At 42.8% G+C, this 16,035-nt stretch carries 15 protein-coding genes; 13 read left to right on the top strand and 2 right to left on the bottom strand.

The genetic code is table 11. The annotated features are described in order from the left end of the window. Position 1: 1 nt before the first annotated feature. Positions 2 to 676: a hypothetical protein gene (locus BDD43_RS22050; RefSeq protein WP_121199834.1), complete on the bottom strand. Its 675-nt coding sequence runs from the start codon at positions 674 to 676 to the stop codon at positions 2 to 4. Between the two features lie 8 nt (positions 677 to 684). After that, the gene (locus BDD43_RS22045; protein ID WP_147425713.1) at positions 685 to 1,515 is read right to left on the bottom strand and encodes a hypothetical protein; all 831 of its coding nucleotides are present in this window, start codon (positions 1,513 to 1,515) and stop codon (positions 685 to 687) included. A gap of 121 nt (positions 1,516 to 1,636) precedes the next feature. On the opposite strand from BDD43_RS22045, the gene BDD43_RS30210 reads away from it, so the two are divergent. The 13 genes from BDD43_RS30210 (at position 1,637) to BDD43_RS30885 (ending at position 15,871) form a co-directional block, all read left to right on the top strand. Next, complete coding sequence (locus tag BDD43_RS30210) at positions 1,637 to 1,810, top strand: hypothetical protein (protein ID WP_162847145.1); 174 nt, start codon at positions 1,637 to 1,639, stop codon at positions 1,808 to 1,810. A gap of 219 nt (positions 1,811 to 2,029) precedes the next feature. Then, a complete protein-coding gene (locus BDD43_RS22040) occupies positions 2,030 to 2,587 on the top strand; it encodes a BfmA/BtgA family mobilization protein (protein ID WP_121199830.1) in 558 nt (185 codons plus the stop codon). A gap of 3 nt (positions 2,588 to 2,590) precedes the next feature. Then, positions 2,591 to 3,583 carry a DUF5712 family protein gene (locus BDD43_RS22035; protein WP_121199828.1) on the top strand — a complete coding sequence of 331 codons (993 nt, stop codon included), beginning with the start codon at positions 2,591 to 2,593 and terminating at the stop codon, positions 3,581 to 3,583. 32 nt (positions 3,584 to 3,615) lie between these two features. Next, on the top strand, positions 3,616 to 5,664 hold the full coding sequence (mobC, locus tag BDD43_RS22030) for a conjugal transfer protein MobC (RefSeq protein ID WP_121199826.1): 2,049 nt from the start codon (positions 3,616 to 3,618) through the stop codon (positions 5,662 to 5,664). Positions 5,665 to 5,782: 118 nt separating this feature from the next. Continuing rightward, the gene (locus tag BDD43_RS22025; protein ID WP_121199825.1) at positions 5,783 to 6,379 is read left to right on the top strand and encodes a sigma-70 family RNA polymerase sigma factor; all 597 of its coding nucleotides are present in this window, start codon (positions 5,783 to 5,785) and stop codon (positions 6,377 to 6,379) included. 163 nt (positions 6,380 to 6,542) lie between these two features. Further along, positions 6,543 to 7,532 (top strand): FecR family protein, encoded by a 990-nt coding sequence (locus BDD43_RS22020; RefSeq protein ID WP_121199823.1) that lies wholly within the window; start codon positions 6,543 to 6,545, stop codon positions 7,530 to 7,532. Positions 7,533 to 7,667: 135 nt separating this feature from the next. Next, entirely contained in the window at positions 7,668 to 11,051 is a 3,384-nt protein-coding gene (locus tag BDD43_RS22015; RefSeq protein ID WP_246001724.1) for a TonB-dependent receptor, read from the top strand. A gap of 11 nt (positions 11,052 to 11,062) precedes the next feature. After that, positions 11,063 to 12,643, top strand: a complete 1,581-nt coding sequence (locus tag BDD43_RS22010) for a hypothetical protein (protein ID WP_121198908.1) — start codon at positions 11,063 to 11,065, stop codon at positions 12,641 to 12,643. Further along, on the top strand, positions 12,640 to 13,557 hold the full coding sequence (locus BDD43_RS22005) for a hypothetical protein (RefSeq protein ID WP_246001645.1): 918 nt from the start codon (positions 12,640 to 12,642) through the stop codon (positions 13,555 to 13,557). Before BDD43_RS22010 ends, BDD43_RS22005 begins: the two co-directional genes overlap by 4 nt. A 144-nt stretch (positions 13,558 to 13,701) precedes the next feature. After that, positions 13,702 to 15,087 (top strand): DUF5689 domain-containing protein, encoded by a 1,386-nt coding sequence (locus BDD43_RS22000; protein WP_147425676.1) that lies wholly within the window; start codon positions 13,702 to 13,704, stop codon positions 15,085 to 15,087. A gap of 12 nt (positions 15,088 to 15,099) precedes the next feature. Further along, positions 15,100 to 15,414: a hypothetical protein gene (locus BDD43_RS21995; RefSeq protein ID WP_121199821.1), complete on the top strand. Its 315-nt coding sequence runs from the start codon at positions 15,100 to 15,102 to the stop codon at positions 15,412 to 15,414. A gap of 65 nt (positions 15,415 to 15,479) precedes the next feature. Then, complete coding sequence (locus BDD43_RS21990) at positions 15,480 to 15,719, top strand: hypothetical protein (protein WP_246001722.1); 240 nt, start codon at positions 15,480 to 15,482, stop codon at positions 15,717 to 15,719. Between the two features lie 29 nt (positions 15,720 to 15,748). After that, a complete protein-coding gene (locus tag BDD43_RS30885) occupies positions 15,749 to 15,871 on the top strand; it encodes a hypothetical protein (RefSeq protein ID WP_262707429.1) in 123 nt (40 codons plus the stop codon). The last annotated feature ends 164 nt before the right edge of the window (positions 15,872 to 16,035 follow it).

The following is a 16,035-nucleotide window of genomic DNA, read 5'->3' as shown; positions in this document are numbered from 1 at the left end:
GCTACATATAAACGAACCCTTTGCTGTCATAAGGAGTCGAGACGTAATCTATATCAATAATGTTGGTTGAAGCTAAACTTTCCCGAATTACCAATGACACATCTATAAATCCATTATTTATATATTCATAAATACCTTTAATCCATAAATCCTTTGACATCTCCGTAGGTATCTGAACTTTGACAATAGCTGATTGACCGAAATCTACCAATCTTCGCCTTGTAAAAATATTTAACTCACGGCGTATTCTATCTGCAAGAGGCAGTAGCGATTCTGGCCCAAATAAGAGATAGTGATAGCCGCCAGTAAATAGTTCTCTGTCCATGACCGTATTTACTTCTCCGATAGTAATCGGCCTATCAGAAATAAAAAAATCATCAATGATTGATTCTATTTGCACTTTAACGGGTTCCGGATCAGATGACAAAATCAATCGGTCAATGGCCTTCTGCCTCATTCCATCTATACTTGCTATGACCAAACCATTTGTTTTAATGGACAAATGTTCGAGATCATTAATTCTGGTGCCATGATAGGCAATGATAAAATGGAAATCTTGCCGAAAAGAAGTAAGGAACTTATTGATACTTCTAAACTTACGAACATATTTAAAGCAGGCACCGTTTGTTATATCAAAAATGCGATTGTTGATTGTATTGGGATTTTTAACATTCATATACCTATTTATATGTTCCCGGCAATATCTGTATAAATTACATCATCGAGATAGTTCGCAATAACCGGGTGCTTCCAATAAATTTTTGTTACCCAGTCACCATCTCCTGTGGATGGATTTGATATTTCATAAAAACTTTGCGCACATGCCACGATATTGCTTTCTGTTGATTTACTTAATGTTTTGGCACTCATGATAGCATGTGAAGTTATTTCCTTGCCGATATTGACATTGCGGTCATCGGCAAGCATAGATATGTAGTATTCAAAGTCTTCAATATACCAATCCGTCGAAACTGTTTTTAATTCAAAATCCTCATCTGGTTGAGAACTCCCGATAGAAACAATTTGCTGGTAAAAATCATATTTTAACACACCATCCTCACCGTCAGATGGCATAAAAAGCGCTATTTCAAAAGTTCTTCCATTTCCAGTTTTATCAAGAGGAAAATTCAAGTCGAAAATATCTGCAATTTCTCCGCTATCCTTGTCCATTACGACAATTTTATACTTCCTATTATCTTTTTTCTGAATAGGCTCATAATCTTCCAGCTTCTTAAAATTCAGATTAGTTGTAATATCGAGCCGGCAATTATTAACCCCGTCAAAGTTTCCTGTAAAATCGCATTTAATGCCATAATCCAATATAGGATCAAGGGTGTATTTAGATTTGTTTTTTGAATAAAAATCTAATTCTGCCTTTAAGCCGTACCAACTCGGCAAGGGAAGTTTATTTCGGTAATTTTCCAGCATCTTGTAGGCTGCCGCCTCTCCATCTCTATTAAGGACGCTAAATACAATGTTCTTTGTTTTGTTATAATAATCGGCGGGGTGTGACATATAGTTAGATTTAGTGAATATAATAAGAAAAGAAGTAACTGAAGCTTTATTATTAATATTTCCCACATGGGACAGGGCGAAATTTAAGCTGCTCACCTTTGGCTGTATCAAATATATAGTCATGAAAAACAACGAAGTCATCCCCGATCTGAAAGGCCGGAAATTCAACGGACATATTGCCAAAATCAAACGCATCCGAACTGAACCCCGCCAAAAAATCCGGCAGCTTTTAAGAAGCTTTAAACCACTCGACCCATCGGGCCGCGGGCCGGAACCCAATCAGCAAATTCCCTAAAAACCGGGGCCGGAGGCTGCCCGGTTTCCGTTTTAAAACCGTCCATTTTTTGCAAAAAAAATGGAGCAAGCGGAAGTTGGGCAGAGCCCTACTTTGCTTGCCATACGCTTCGCTACGGGGGTATAACTTATACTCCGGGTATAAGTTGAGGCCCTGATACTACGGTAAAGGCAGAAAAAAGTATAACCCAGGTTATAACCCATCCTATTAAATCGAAACATGAGCAATACCGACGGACATACCAAAACCCTGCGTTTTTCCGATGGCCTTGACGAAAAATTCGGCAAACTGGCGCAGAAATTACGGCGCAGCAAACTGCAATTGTTCGGCCTGATGGTGGATTATTTTCATCGTACCGGCAAAGACCCGGCAGATATTAGCGATGAACTGCTAAAGTCCACGCTGGTCAAAAACCACGATACCTATATCCGTTTTATCAGGGCGCAGGAAGAAAAAGTACTGATACCAGTTAAGGTTGAAGTTGACCGGATGATCCAATCGCAGATCAAGATCCTGGATTTCTTTAATAACCAACTCATAAAGACCAATGCTGACCTGTTAAACAACCAGCAAACTCAGGTGCAGAAATTTATAGAAACGGATAAGCTGCTCAAAGCCATTGCCGAGAAACTCGAAACCAAAGAAAGCCTTAAACTCAAATTCCTGTATATCCTGAACAGTTACAGCAAAGCCAGGGAAAGTTTTGGTTTTACGACACCGGCCAAAGAAAAGGAGGATCTGCTAAACCTAACCCGGCAGCAGATCGCAAAACTTTAAATCATGTATATCAATATCACGGACAGCGAAACAGCGGATAATAAGAGCAGCAGCGGCGGCCTGGTGCATTATTTAGATAAGGAAAACCGGACAGATCTTACCCAACAGCCGGAATACTGGTTTAACCACGAACGCAACATCCTATCCGATGAAGTCAGACCGGCCATAGATAATAATATTGCCAAACTAAGTAAGGGGGATGCCAAATTTTTCCTCGTCAATATCAGCCCAAGCCAGAAAGAGATCGCTTACCTCAAAGAACAATACGGCGAGGCTGGTGCCAAAGAACAATTGAAAGCCTATGCCGCATCCGTCATGGATGAATATGCAAAGAACTTTAAAAGACCGGGCATCGAAAGCGGCAAAGACCTGCTTTGGTTCGGCAAACTGGAAAATTACCGCTATTACAGTCATAAAGACCCCGAAGTAAAACAAGGGTTGAAAAAACGCGGGGAAAGTAAGGACGGCGAACAAATGCACATACAGGTGATTGTCAGCCGGAAAGACATCACCAATAAGATCAAGATCAGCCCGATGAATAATTCCAAAGGCAGGAACACCGAGCATTCGAGGAAAATGGGACAGTTTGACCGTTCAGCCTTCAAATCGTCGGGGGAAAGGATTTTTGACGAAAAGTTTGGCTTTGAGCGCGGCTTAACCGAAACATTCCGGTATGCCAATGCACAAAAAAACGGCGGTTTGGATGAGCGGATAGCCTTACAAAAGGAAAATCAACACCGGGAATCAACAAAGAGGTCAAGGCCGGCTGCACAGCAGCAGAACAGAAAAACTACAGATAAACGACCATCCTTATTAGAAAAAGATAAACCATCATTCAGCCTTTTAGAAAAAGAGGCAAAAAACGATCTGCCGGATTTATTATCCCAGGCATCGGACAAACTGCTGCACTCTTTGTTAGATACCCCACTCAAAGGGGATGGCGCACCGCTGTTGCCGAGAAAGAAAGAAAAAAAACGCAAAGGCATGGGCCTTTAAACATCATTTGAACACATTAGAAAATTACAACTATGCAAACTGGCGAAGATATACAGGGACTACGTAAGATCATTGATTTTACCCGGCTGATCAGTTTAACGATATTGTGCATTCATTTTTATATCAGTTGCTTTGCGGCGTTTAAGTACTGGCACTGGACAGCGGAGATCACCAACCGGCTGGTGATGAATATCGGCAAGACCGGCCTGTTTACCGGGATGCTCAAACCCAAGCTGGCCGCGTTGCTGTTATTAGTCGTTTCCCTGATCGGCGCCAAAGGCAAAAAGGATGAAACAATCAGAAAAGACACCATTGCCATTTATATAGGTGCCGGACTGCTTTTGTACTTTATCAGCGTGCTTTTTTTTTACCTGAATGCTACCGCAACAATTATCGCGGTCAGCTACATCGGCATTACCGGCCTGGGCTACCTGCTTGTTTTAACGGGTGGTGGCCGCTTGTCACGCTTATTAAAACTGAACCTGCAAAAGGACATTTTCAACAGCGAAAACGAAACGTTCCCGCAGGATGAGCAATTACGGGTCAACGAATATTCCGTTAACCTGCCTGCCCAATACAACCTGAAAGGTAAAGTGCGCAATAGCTGGATAAACTTTATTAATCCCTTTCGGGGCCTTTTAGTGGTAGGTACGCCGGGGGCGGGTAAATCCTATTTTGTTATCCGGCACGTGATCGACCAGCATTTGAAAAAGGGGTTTAGCATGTTTATCTATGATTTCAAGTTTGACGACTTAACCAAAATAGCCTATAACAAACTAAAGAAATACCAAAAGAACTATAAGGTCAAGCCTAAATTCTACCTGATCAATTTTGACGATTTAAGCCGTACCCATCGTTGCAACCCGCTTGACCCGCAAAGCATGGACGATATTACCGACGCGACCGAAGCATCACGGACCATTTTATTAGGCCTAAACCGGGAATGGATCAAAAAACAGGGCGATTTTTTCGTGGAAAGCCCTATTAACTTCTTAACCGCTATTATCTGGTATCTGCGCAAATACGAGAACGGCAGGTATTGCACGTTACCCCATGTCATCGAACTGATGCAGGCCGATTACGAGGAATTGTTCCCCATCTTAAAAGAACAGGAAGAAATAAAAGTATTGATCAATCCCTTTATATCTGCCTTTCAAAATAAAGCTAAAGAACAATTAGAGGGACAGGTGGCCAGCGCCAAGATCAGTTTAGCCCGGTTATCATCACCACAGCTTTATTATGTATTATCCGGCAATGATTTTACACTGGACATTAATAATCCGGCAGCGCCAAAGATCGTGTGTATGGGTAATAACCCGCAGAAGCTGCAAACCTATGGCGCGGTATTGTCGCTGTATATTTCCAGGGTAATTAAACTGGCTAACCGGAAGAACCAGTTAAAAAGCAGCCTGATCTTCGATGAGTTTCCGACCATTTATTTCAATAACATCGACAGCCTGATCGCTACCGCCAGGTCAAACAAGGTAGCCACCACTTTAGGCATACAGGATTACAGCCAATTAAAAAAGGATTATGGCCGTGAACAGGCCGAGGTCATTATGAATATTGTCGGTAATATTATCAGCGGACAGGTTACAGGTGATACCGCCAAACAGCTATCCGAGCGGATCGGCAAGATTATGCAGGAGCGCAATAGTGTGAGCATTAATAACAATGATACTTCGGTCAGCAAATCTACGCAGCTGGATTTCGCCGTACCTGCCTCAAAAATATCGGCCTTATCATCGGGTACATTTGTAGGCATGGTAGCAGATAACCCCGATGAGAAGATAGCGTTAAAAGTGTTTCACAGTGAAATTCAGAACGATCATGCCGGTATTAAAGCCGAGGAAGATAGGTACCAGCCGGTGCCGGTCATTAATCGGGTTACCGCTGTCGATATACAAGAAAATTACCTGATGATCAAAGCGGATGTACAAAGCCTGATCGATACCGAGATTGGTATATTGAAAGAAAGAAAAGCTGCGGAAACACCGCTGGAACCCCAAAAGGAAGCGGATAAGCCGGAAAATAAAGATAACAACGATGAAGGACCACAAGGACAAGTCATATCCATGTAAAACATACCTGCGCCGTTGATGTTTAACCTGTAACAACCATGGTACAGTCCCTTGTTATTATATGGTAACAATAACTTAATTTTGCAACAATACCTTTGTATCTGTTGGGTGTTGCGTAATGGCTGAAAAAAACAAAATCGATCAACATATAAATGCCTGGGTAGAGGGTAATGAATTGGCTTTCCAGTTCATTTTCAACTATTACTACCCCCGCTTATTGGCTGCGTCCTCGAAACCCATTAAAAATCAGAAGGATGCAGAGGAATTGGTGATGGATGCCTTACTGAAAATATGGCAGCATAAACACCGTATCAAAGACCTCAATAAAAACTTGGGCGATTACCTTTTTGGTATCTTACGTCAGGAGATTGCGGGAATTAGCAGGAAGAAAGTGCTGATCACAGAAGATCTGGAGCAAGTACCATTGCAGGAATTAGGCACTATCGACCATCCCGAACTATCCATAAAAGACCTTCAACTTCGTTACCAGGCAGCAATCGGTAAACTCACTCCTAAACAAAGGGAAATATTCCTGATGAGCCGCGATAAAGACATGACGCAGCAGCAAATCGCTGACGACACTGGTACTTCCATCAACACCGTTAATAACCATATCTCCGCCTCTTTGAAAATTATTCGCAAAGAATTGCAGGAATATCCGGATGCGATCATTGTCGTACTGGTCACTACACAGGCAGCTATCCATTATTTATAATCCCGTATTCAATAGCACTAACGCTCTTCAAGAGCGGAATATTTCACATCTCCCCAATCGTGTTAAATTAATATGAATTAAACATTAAATTTTTAATTCATATAGTTGCTTGCATCATTTTTTACATTCTTAATAATAGAGGGCATTATTAAACCCCTTTATTATGATGAAAATAGAACGCCCGTCGCGGGAGGCTTTGATCAGATATTACCGGGGTGAAAGCCTGCCTCACGAGGAAAAGCTGATTGACCTTTATTTGGCCATGGACATCGACCACGATTATGTGGAGTCTTGTTTGCGGGAAGCATGGCACGACCTCGAAGATGATCCTGACCCTTTTGATGAACAACAGCCTCATGCGGAATGGCAACAATTTCAGCAAAGAAGATCAGGGTTGTCGCAAGTTCCCCCTAAGCGTAAATTAAGATGGTTAGGCTATGCCGCAAGTTTTGCGCTTTTGGTTTTGGGTGGGGTAGCGGCTTTAATTCATTCTAAAAACTCAACACCGGGCCAGGCAGCATATACGCATTACACCTCGGCATTGGGTAAGCGCAGGGAAGTAAAGTTAGCGGATAACAGTACCGTAATGCTTTTCCCTGGCTCAACGCTGGATGTACCGGCAAATTTCAATGACCGGGACAGAAATGTAACCGTTAAAGGCCGCGCGTTCTTCGAGGTCGTTCATAACTCGAATAAACCTTTTTTGGTAACCACGGGGCGACTGGTAACCAAGGATATCGGTACCAGCTTCGAGGTTAATGAATTTGCCGCGGCAAATACCAACACCGTTACACTGCTTACAGGAAAGGTGAGCGTCGCTTATGCAGGTAAAGAAATCGCCGGGCTGATCCCTGATCAGCAAATCAGCTATCAAACAAGCACAAATAAATATTCCATTAACAGGATCGATGCCCGCCAGTCAATGGCCTGGATTAACGGCGAATTATCCTATGATCTCGCACCGCTATCTGTGATCTGCCGGGATATGGAAAAATGGTACAACGTGAAAATCACGATCAAAAATCCCGATCTGCTGAACAAGAAAATAACAACCAGCTTTAAAGACTTGACGGTCAACAAGGTGCTGGATATGTTATCGGTAACGAGTGGCCTGACCTATACGATAAACGATAATAAGATCACTATTAATTAGAAAGGAGAACGAATAATAAGAATAAAAAAAACCGCCCTGTTGAAGCAAGGCGGCTAAAATCAACTGAACGGTAACTCAGTCAATATTTTACTAAATCAAAAACGCGGGATACGCCCCCATCGAATTTAATTACAAATGAAACACTTTCTACGTAAAAATGGAAAGGAAGCACGACTTATCAGTATAAAAAGCATAAGCGTATTTTCGATCCTTGTACTTTTTTTAATTTTTAACGGCGCGGCGCACGGACAGGTTCTGGATAAAAAGATTAACCTGAGCGCGGCAACAACCACAGGCATCAAAATCACTGCGGCAATCAAGGCGCAGTTGCCGGAAGTACGGTTTACCTATGATGACGTAATCAGTCAGAAAATAGCAGGCACTGTCAAGCTGACGATCAGCCAGCCCACCGTAAAACAGCTTCTTGATATCATCAAAAGTACATTTGGTATCGAATATCAAACTACAAACAATTATATCATACTTAGTCTACCCAAAAGCCCAAACGCATCAGCCGGCGGCGGCCCCGGCACAATTAGAGGTCGCATAGTAGAGTTTGAAACCACACAGCCCCTGCCTGGCGCGTCTGTGTACATTGTGGAACTACAAAAAGGTATGCAGTCCAATATTGATGGATATTATAGCTTCACCAATATCCCATCAGGTAAATATACCGTTCAGGTATCATACGTCAGCTTTGCAACAGAAAAAGTAGTTGTGGAAGTTAAGCCAGGCAAAGAAGCGACCTATGATATTAAATTGCAGGGGTCTAACTCATTAAAAGAGGTAGTGATTAGCAGTGTCAAAAAAAGCCGTGCCCCCGTTTCACATACCTCTGAACGCCAGGTATTGGAAGAAGTCAAGCAGGCATCAATGGTGGTATCGGCCATTTCCTCTGAACAGATCAGCAAATCTGCCGACAGAAATGCCGCTGAAGTTATGCAACGGGTATCAGGGGTAACTACCGTGGATGACAAATTTGTCATTGTTCGCGGATTGAATCAAAGGTATAATTTAACGTATCTTAATGATAACGTAGCACCCAGCACCGAATTGTATAGTCGGGCTTTCGCTCTTGACCTGATACCAAGCAGGATCATCGATAAAATATTGGTCTTCAAATCCCCGTCCCCCGAAAACCAGGGCGATGCCACAGGCGGCGTGGTCAAGATCTACACCAAGGATGCCAAAAATGTAAAGCATTTTGACATCGAAGTGCAGACTGGCTTGCGAGAGGGCACAACCTTTAAAAATGTGCTTACCTATCAGGGCGGAAAATTTGACTTTTTAGGTTTTGACGATGGAACCCGCAAACTACCATCTGTAGTACCCGCCTACGGTAGTTTACAAAAAGCGACCATCTCCCAGCAGCAATATGCTAAAGGCTTTTCTCCTTATTTGTATTTGGGGCAAAAACAGGCATTGCCCACCATTCAGATAACAGCAAATTACTATGATAGCTACAAGTTGTTTGGGAAACCATTGTCGATGCTAACTTCTTTCAGTTACAAACACGAAGATCAGCAAGCCAATATTTATCGCCAGCAAGGTATAGATGATGCCATTAAAAGTACGATACCCAATGACGCGATAACCTTCGAAAATAATAACCGGGAGAGCGCTCAATTAAACCTGTTGCAAAACTTCACCTACAGGCTTCGGGATAGCAGCAACTTACAGTTTAAAAACTTCTTGTTACAACAAGGTGTGTCAACAACCATAGAAAAAGTATTTCACCGCCGGGCGATGGCTGATCAACGGGCTTTCGATAATAAAGATATTGTTCTTTCCTACAGCCAGCGTTTTTTATATGCAGGCAATGTCGGCGGAACACACTATTACGGCGGCGGTAAACATCGTTTTGACTGGAATGGTGGCTTAACCTACAGCAGCCAGGAACTTCCGGATCAGCGGGTGATCCGGTTGCAGGCTCCGCTAACTGCTTTTACAACCGGCGACCCCAACCTTTACTGGTTCGCAAGGGGCAGAAAGGGTGATCCGGAAGATTCCGAAAATCAAAGCAGGATCAACCAGGGTATGATCTCCCGCACCTGGACACGCAATAACGAAGGGATTTACAATGCTTCACTGGATTATACTTATAAGTTTAAGCCCTGGCTGTTCCTTAAAGCTGGAACGTTTCAGCAATGGAAGGAGCGAAAAGTTTTCAGAAGGGTTTATACAGTACACGAAGGTGACTTTACCGGCACTTACAGCGATTACATAACGGCACCGGGGGGATATGGTACTTACGTTGATCCTGCGCTTACAGCGTTCAAGCAACAAGATCTCAGCAGACTCTGGTCTGCCAATTATCTGCGGGATGACAAGACCGGCTTATTGGTTGTGGATAATACACAAGGTAGCGACGCTTACACGGCTACTGAACAGAACAACAGCGGTTACGCGCTTATGAGCTTTACACCTGCTCACCGGAAATTTGAAGTTTACGGCGGCGTTAGAATTGAATATGACCGTCAGCGGGTAGGCGCTGCCGTTCAGCCTACCGATCAGGGAGGTATCAATCGTCCGGTGCTGGTTAATATTTCCAAACTGGATATATTGCCATCTGTTAATGCAAGCTATCGGCCGCATGATAATTGGGTGCTCAGGGCCGCTTATGGTAAAACAGTTAACCGTCCCGAGTTCACCGAAATCTCTCCGTTTAATGATTACGACCTGGAAAACAATACCAGAAGACAAGGTAATCCCTATTTGCGCCCGGCAACCGCATCTAATTACGATCTTAGGCTGGAGTTTTATCCCCGTAAGAACCAATATGGGGAAACCATCTCAATTGGCGCTTTTTACAAGACCCTGCAAAATCCGATTGAACGAATTAATGCAAGCGACAGGATTTTAAATAGCCCTGCGCTGATTACTTTTCAGAACGCCGCAAGGGCTTCCATTAAAGGAGTAGAATTTGAATTGCGAAAAAATCTGGATTTCATTCCGGGTAACTTGTTCAAGCGTTTATCGGTGATCGGTAACCTTACGCTGATCAAAAGCGAAGCCATTAAAGACAGCGCCGACGTAGCCAATGAGCAAAAAGATCAACCTGATAAGCGGATAGGCAATTTTATCATCAAACGCCCGCTACAGGGCCAGGCACCCTATATTGTAAACGTCGGCTTATACTATGATAACGCATCGACAGGGACGAAAATATCAGGCATTTACAATATCGTGGGCACCCGCATCTATGCGGCGGGAAGAGGGTTTGCTGCTGACCCAACTTTAAATGGATCTCAATTCCGGGGAAGCCTGATGGAACTGCCGCGGCATGTGGTTGATATTTCGGTAACACAACGTATCGTGAAAACCATCCAGGCCAGATTTTCGGTTCAAAACCTGTTGAATAAGCCAATCGAAATGGCGGAAGATTACAATTTTACTTCTAAATATGAACCTGTAAAAACCGTGGTAACTGATGGCGTTACCAAAGTTGAAGGAGACAATATCGCATCAAGATACAATCCGGGCAGGCATTATGTATTGTCATTTTCTTATTCATTTTAATAAAGCGCACAATGATATATAAATTCAAAAAATCAAGTCAGATCGTACTTATCCTGATGCTTATATCCGCTTTAGCTGCATGTAAGAAATCACAGGATTTTTATCAAAAGTTGGTAGACATGCCAGAAGTAGTGAACAACTATAACAAGGCATACGAGGTGGACAGTACAATGGTTATTACCGGAAGACTAAATCCGGAGAAAGGCCTTAAAATTGAGATCGGCGGTATTGAGGCAAAAATTGTAAGCCTGAAAAAAGTAACAGTTGGGGGAACGCAGTCGGACCCGTATGAAGGCGACCAGGCGACGATCACCATTACCAATGCAATGGGAATCGGCGAAAACAGGCCGGTTAAGATTACTTCTGCCGGTAACACTATTGATTGCCCATCTATCGAGATCTTGTCTCCGGGAGTTATTGCTGCTCAATTAAAGCTGCAAAGCCATTTTGTTCCGCAAGCTAATGATGTTGTTTTGTATTGCCTGAACGGCAAAGGGAGCGTTTATGTTTATTCGAACGCCAGCGGACAGATCGTTAAAATCGATAAATCTGCAAATGTTCAAACGGTAATCAATACGACCACCTTTAGTGACGCAGATGGCCCGTTCGCCATCACCGGTTTTAATTCTGGTGGAACTGATCCCCAGGAATCCACGTTGTATTTCTCGGCCCTGACCACTGACGGTTCGGCCAACAGTACCACCAGCTATATATATAGGCTCTGTAAAATAGACTTAAAAACCAAAACCCTCACGACGTTAAATAAAACGCTTTATCCAAAATCAATGGCATTACCGGTTATTCCCACTGCTCTGCCGTTAGAGGGAACAATAAACCAGGTTAACCTGATGGACGTTTCAGGAATTTATCCCGACAGTAAGGGCAATGTCTACCTAAGGCTTGGTAAAACTATCATCAGTGGAGGTTACGCATTTGCCAATAACTACGCGACTGCATTGTTAAATAGTAACGGTTCAATAAAGTATCTGTTTAAAACAACCCTTGCGCCTAATTATGATTCCAACCTGCAAACTGAATATAACGCCTCAATCCTTAAAATTCCTGGTACTGGCATTATTTATAATCAGGGTAATATCATGCCGGACGAACAGCGGATGTATTGTTACGCACTTGCTCCTTCGGGCAATATAAATGCCTTAACAGATATTTTACAGTACGACCTGGAAAACACTGTGACCTTATATAAATACTCAAAATTAAGCATGCCGCCCACGACCGATAAACCCTATATATCCGGGGTGTTCAATACATTAACGGCTGTGTGTAATGCCGGATCATTCGATACCCCAGACCTGTTTGGTTTTATGCCTTTACCGGGAGGGCGCATACTAATCTACTACTATCAACAAAGAGCGGCTTCATTTTCCGATCATCGTTTTCCGGCTTTCGGCACAATGGATTTTATAAAAAAACGTGGCGACCGTTATGCGCCAGGCGCTGTTGAAACAGGTAGTTACAAAATGTTCAGCGGTGATTCGGGACAGGATCAGTTGCTGAATTATGATGAAGAAGGTATGATTTACAGTACCGCCAACAATAAAACCGTAATCGTAAAAACTGTAAAAAAATGATCAGAAATATTAAATCGATATTTATTTGCAGCCTTCTGCCAATCTTATTGGTAGTATCCTGCAAAAAAGAGGTAAAAGAAATTTTGCCGGGAGATATAAGCGGAGGCGTAAACTTCTACAATGGTTCAGAAGTATTGAACAGCCGCCAATCTTTGCGGAAAAACAACTTGGTATTTATTAACGATAGCGTTCCTAATGGCCCATTTCTCCTTTTTCCTAAGTATCAGGATGTTTACACTGAAACCAGCGATTTGCGGCAATACCCATATAATGCCACAGGCACTATATTTCCTAATCCCGGCTTTGTACCTACAGGTTACCAGTACATGTATTACATGCCCGTTGCTTTGGGTAATTATAAATTCATTTTTTCAGGCACGGACAAAGTATTTCTTAAAGACATACAAACGACTTTAGTTGCAAGGAATGAGTTACAATCATTTTACCTTGTCGAAAGCCCCGAAGCAATGGATGCTTACCGGATAGTTAAGGTACCGGAAGAATATCAGGGCACTCCCGGAAAAGTCAGGATCAGGATTGTCCATTTAGGAACTGATAGCCAAAATTTGATGCTTAAACAGTTGGATGCGACGGGGAATCTCAAAACAGCAGGGCTGCCACAAGACCTTGCATTTGGTTCCTTTTCCGGTTATACGGAGATTGACACCGTGGGCGCAGCCAGAAATTCAGGTAACATCATTCTGAAAATAAGTGAAAAGGATGCTCCGAATAATGTGATTCTTTCGGCGGCAGTACCAGCCGAACCTAACGGTTCTTTCGTCGTGTTAATTCAAGGTTTTAGGCAGGCAACATCAAGACGGATACTTACCGGACATAATGCCGATGGTAGCCCTGTATATGAAATGTTAACTGTTCAGCCCAACTTCCGGGCCAATCTTAGGCGGAGCTATTAAGCCTATGGATCAATAAAAAAATAGAAATAAGACATAAATAAAGATGCCGGAGAGGTATGCTTAGGCTATGCCTTTGTCAAAAAAAAGAATAACAATTAAAAACACATAAAAACCGGCCGGTAAAAGGGCCATAAAACAAAAACAATGAAAACGAAAATTACTTTTAGAGCCGCCGGGCTGGTTTTATTACTGGCTTTGGGCATGACCTCGTGTAAAAAGAACAATGGAAACGATAATACCGGGCCGGTTCCGGTAGATAATATCGCTGTCTCCGATCTGAAAAAGTTAAGTACTGCCGCATCGGTAACTGTGCCGGATGGCAGAAAGATCAAGGGTATTGTTATTTCGGACGCCTCAGCCAAAAACATCGATGCCAAAAGTATCGTGTTACAGGAAGCGACTGATAAACCCGGTATCATCATTAATTTCGATGGCGCGCACAACTTCGCTTTAAACGACGAAGTAGAGGTTACGATCTCGAAACAGCAGTTAAGCCAGGTAAATGGCGAGATCATACTTGACAAGATCCCGGTTGCTAACGCTAAAAAAACCGGAACGGGAGCCATTACTGCCAAAGTGACTACGGCGGCTGATCTGGTAACCAATCAAACCGCCTGGAACGGTATGTTAGTGAGCCTGCCTGTTGACGGGTTAACAGGTGGTAATGGAAAGTTTACAGGCAATCTGGTAGTTCAAAAAGGTAACCAAACATTCGGTTCAAAAGTTCTTTCCGGTGCAACCTTTGAAAACACAGATTACCCGGTTAGCGTAAGTAATATCACTGGTATTTTGCGGATAGACGGAAGCAATCTTAGGGTAGACATCAGAACTACGGCAGACCTCGCATCCGGCCCGTATTCACGTATCGTAACTGAAGATTTCCAAAACTTGAAAAAAGTTAGCGATGGGTCAGCCATCGTGGTCCCATCTACAGCTAATGCGCCGTTCACTACGGCTGTAGGACAATGGTTGTCAACCGCCCAATCATTTAATTTCTACCCTGGCGCGACCTATGATGCAACTTTCACTACACCGACGAGAACTTATCTATATGCATTCAATACCAGTGTAAATACCACAGGTGCAAGTTTGCGATCAAACTTCACAAACAACCAGGGACTTAAAAAGGTAGCGATCTCGTTTGCTGCAACCTCTGCCGAAAAAGTGGTTACTGTACTTAGTCAAAGAGAATATGCATTTACATTTGGTACTACAGATTCTGTAAAAATAGCCGTGTTACCCATTTTGCCTGATAACATGCCTTTAATAGATGCTGGCGATAACATGAGCTACGACGCCGTTAAACCCATTCTGGCACTTTCTCCAGCTTATAATCAAAAAGGCAAGTTCTTTACCTTTGAATATACAATACCGACTAAAGACGAACTGATTGCGAAAGGTGTGAGTGCTGACAGGGCGACTGCCTTTATAGCTAATCCTCAGTTCCGGATCTACAACGCATCAAGGCCATTTACAGGAAGCCCAAATGCCGCCCCGATACTATTTGATAAGATCGTATTCTACTATTAACAACAGGTATTTATGCAGGGCATCTCAAAATCGAGGCATGTGCATTTGATGGATGCCCTGCTTCAGTTGGAAACGCTTTTAGGAAAGGAATGCGAGTGTTTGCAGCAGGCGACGGAATACCGAGTGGACCTGGAAAACATGCACAGTAATTATGAACGATTGCTCGAAGAATTGGCTCGGCAAATCACGAATTATGAGGTGATGTACAGCCATGTTAAAATTCAATTCCTGGGCAAAAAGCTGAAAGAACTGAAAAAAGAAATTTCGGTAGAGATGCCAGGTTTCCCGATGCTGGCGCAAAACATTAGGATAGCTTATGGTACTTAGCCGAAACTTGAATATATAATTGTGATCAAGGGCAGCGCAGCAATGCCTGCCCTTTTTAAAAAACGATGATGCAAACCACTTACATTGCCATTCTTATTTTTTTGATACTGGATATAGCGGTTGTGCTGGTTGCCCTACGTTTCGACAGGCGGTATTACCTGCCTTTTTTAGAAACGGTGATGAAGCAAAAGAAAGAACCGGTTTACAACCCCAACCTGGTGCCATTAGGTATCATGGCCGCTGGCGGTGGAATGGTGATCTATATCCTCATCGGCTTTGCGTGGATGTGGTTAGGACATAAATAAAATTGAAGTTGCCGCTTAATGATAAATAAATGGAAACAGCGACATTCATTGGCTTTGGAATGCTGGTACTATTCCTGATCGCCGTAATTATCACCATCTGGAAAGACACCCGAAAAGAAAAACGCTTTTGGGACGATTATAAAAAACGATAATATTGATTAAATAGCTATAACAAATGACAAATGCCTATGATGTGATTTTACAATTTAAACTAAGAAATTAAAATATTCTGCGTCTACACGCTCCCTGTCCACGAAAACGACTAAATTTTTGAATAAAAAACAGGAGCAAGTGAACGCCTGCGAAAGTGCGGGCT

This window comes from Mucilaginibacter gracilis (genome assembly GCF_003633615.1).
Classification (GTDB): domain Bacteria; phylum Bacteroidota; class Bacteroidia; order Sphingobacteriales; family Sphingobacteriaceae; genus Mucilaginibacter; species Mucilaginibacter gracilis.
Note: the sequence above shows the minus strand (reverse complement) of the source record. Positions and strands in the feature narration are given on the sequence as shown.

Bases quoted from the DNA above. Each gene is read 5' to 3' on its own strand.
- BDD43_RS22050 (WP_121199834.1), bottom strand. From the start codon at position 676: ATGAATGTTAAAAATCCCAATACAATCAACAATCGCATTTTTGATATA.
- BDD43_RS22045 (WP_147425713.1), bottom strand. From the start codon at position 1,515: ATGTCACACCCCGCCGATTATTATAACAAAACAAAGAACATTGTATTT.
- BDD43_RS30210 (WP_162847145.1), top strand. From the start codon at position 1,637: ATGAAAAACAACGAAGTCATCCCCGATCTGAAAGGCCGGAAATTCAAC.
- BDD43_RS22040 (WP_121199830.1), top strand. From the start codon at position 2,030: ATGAGCAATACCGACGGACATACCAAAACCCTGCGTTTTTCCGATGGC.
- BDD43_RS22035 (WP_121199828.1), top strand. From the start codon at position 2,591: ATGTATATCAATATCACGGACAGCGAAACAGCGGATAATAAGAGCAGC.
- mobC (WP_121199826.1), top strand. From the start codon at position 3,616: ATGCAAACTGGCGAAGATATACAGGGACTACGTAAGATCATTGATTTT.
- BDD43_RS22025 (WP_121199825.1), top strand. From the start codon at position 5,783: ATGGCTGAAAAAAACAAAATCGATCAACATATAAATGCCTGGGTAGAG.
- BDD43_RS22020 (WP_121199823.1), top strand. From the start codon at position 6,543: ATGATGAAAATAGAACGCCCGTCGCGGGAGGCTTTGATCAGATATTAC.
- BDD43_RS22015 (WP_246001724.1), top strand. From the start codon at position 7,668: ATGAAACACTTTCTACGTAAAAATGGAAAGGAAGCACGACTTATCAGT.
- BDD43_RS22010 (WP_121198908.1), top strand. From the start codon at position 11,063: ATGATATATAAATTCAAAAAATCAAGTCAGATCGTACTTATCCTGATG.
- BDD43_RS22005 (WP_246001645.1), top strand. From the start codon at position 12,640: ATGATCAGAAATATTAAATCGATATTTATTTGCAGCCTTCTGCCAATC.
- BDD43_RS22000 (WP_147425676.1), top strand. From the start codon at position 13,702: ATGAAAACGAAAATTACTTTTAGAGCCGCCGGGCTGGTTTTATTACTG.
- BDD43_RS21995 (WP_121199821.1), top strand. From the start codon at position 15,100: ATGCAGGGCATCTCAAAATCGAGGCATGTGCATTTGATGGATGCCCTG.
- BDD43_RS21990 (WP_246001722.1), top strand. From the start codon at position 15,480: ATGATGCAAACCACTTACATTGCCATTCTTATTTTTTTGATACTGGAT.
- BDD43_RS30885 (WP_262707429.1), top strand. From the start codon at position 15,749: ATGGAAACAGCGACATTCATTGGCTTTGGAATGCTGGTACTATTCCTG.